This is a genomic window from Bartonella sp. OC68QHHN, assembly GCF_042193875.1.
Taxonomy (GTDB): domain Bacteria; phylum Pseudomonadota; class Alphaproteobacteria; order Rhizobiales; family Rhizobiaceae; genus Bartonella; species Bartonella grahamii_A.
Genome location: NZ_JBHIME010000034.1, coordinates 1 through 1,197 on the forward strand (window position 1 = coordinate 1; position 1,197 = coordinate 1,197).

2 protein-coding genes and 1 pseudogene are annotated in these 1,197 nt (G+C 34.1%); 2 read left to right on the forward strand and 1 reads right to left on the reverse strand.

The features are described 5' to 3' along the window. Nucleotides 1–198 precede the first annotated feature (198 nt). Both ACFIJ0_RS05700 and ACFIJ0_RS05705 read left to right on the forward strand, forming a co-directional pair. On the forward strand, nt 199–498 hold the full coding sequence (locus ACFIJ0_RS05700) for a BrnT family toxin (protein ID WP_375624112.1): 300 nt from the start codon (nt 199–201) through the stop codon (nt 496–498). Next, nucleotides 476–781 carry a BrnA antitoxin family protein gene (locus ACFIJ0_RS05705; RefSeq protein WP_375624114.1) on the forward strand — a complete coding sequence of 102 codons (306 nt, stop codon included), beginning with the start codon at nt 476–478 and terminating at the stop codon, nt 779–781. Before ACFIJ0_RS05700 ends, ACFIJ0_RS05705 begins: the two co-directional genes overlap by 23 nt. An 87-nt stretch (nt 782–868) precedes the next feature. Here the strand turns inward: ACFIJ0_RS05705 and ACFIJ0_RS05710 are convergent. Then, nucleotides 869–1,197, reverse strand: a pseudogene (locus ACFIJ0_RS05710) (hypothetical protein); the annotation flags it as partial.

Genomic DNA, 1,197 nt, shown 5'->3' on the forward strand with positions numbered 1-1,197 from the left:
TAGCATATTTGTAGCCCCATTAGATTTGCAATTTATACATAAAAATCTTAGCATAATTTGCTTGTTTTTTCAATTATTTCAAAATGATATTATTGTTTTTTAACATATAAAATTATATTTAATATGCAAAAAAACATAAATAGTTCAGTGTTCATTTAAAACTCTTGATATACATACATAAATGTATTAACATAAGATATGAAAATAAGATTTGAATGGGATGAAACTAAAGCAAAAAGTAATCTTAAAAAGCACCGTGTAAGTTTTGAAATAGCTGCTCGTGTTTTTGCAGACCCGTTTGCCAGGGTTAAACAAGACCGTATTGAAAACGGAGAATATCGTTGGCAAACTTTGGGGCTTGTGGATGGTTTTTTACTGCTGCTCGTGGCGCATACTGTCCATGATGATAAAGATGGTATAGAAGTAATCCGTATTATTTCAGCGCGGCGTGCTAACTTGAAAGAAAGGAAACGTTATGAAGAAGAAAGTTCGTTATGAAATTGATATAGGTAACTTATCACCTTTGACAGATAAACAGAGAGTTGAGGTTGATAAACTGGCTGCAATGCCGGATAGTGCAATTGATCATAGTGATATTCCAACACTAGATGATACGTTCTGGAAAAACGCCGTTCGCAATCCATTCTATAAACCAACCAAAACTGTCACAACAGTACGTGTGGATTCAGACGTTCTAGCGTGGCTTAAAAGTCAAGGGAAAGGATATCAAACACGGATTAATGCAATTTTACGTGATGCCATGCTTCGTTCGATGCGTTGACCTCTTTCCTGCTACAAAGAGTATCAAACAGCCCACAATAGTTTTTATCTTCTTATTGATTTTATCTATGAACGTTCGGAAATTTTACTATGGTTTTTTAATGGAGCACTGTAGTGTGTAAATAGATATGTTTATTAAACTGCGTGTACGTAACATAAGGAAAAATACACAGACTAAAAAAGAATACCAAAGAGCAATATCTGAGTACCAAAGTACAGTATCCAATGAAAAAGAAAGCTTATGCTCCACGTACTTAGAAATAATAGGTAAAGAGACCGTTTCTTTATAACTACTTGGGAATTAAAACGATAAGCGCTACACTTATTAGCTTTAAAAGTCGGTGCATATACTGTTGTAAATCACGTGTTAATATCTTCCAACCTGTTGTATTGCCGCGTTTGTATTTTGGATTGTTC

Excerpts from the sequence above, each read along its gene's own strand:
- ACFIJ0_RS05705 (WP_375624114.1), top strand. The coding sequence starts at position 476 with ATGAAGAAGAAAGTTCGTTATGAAATTGATATAGGTAACTTATCACCT.
- ACFIJ0_RS05700 (WP_375624112.1), top strand. The coding sequence starts at position 199 with ATGAAAATAAGATTTGAATGGGATGAAACTAAAGCAAAAAGTAATCTT.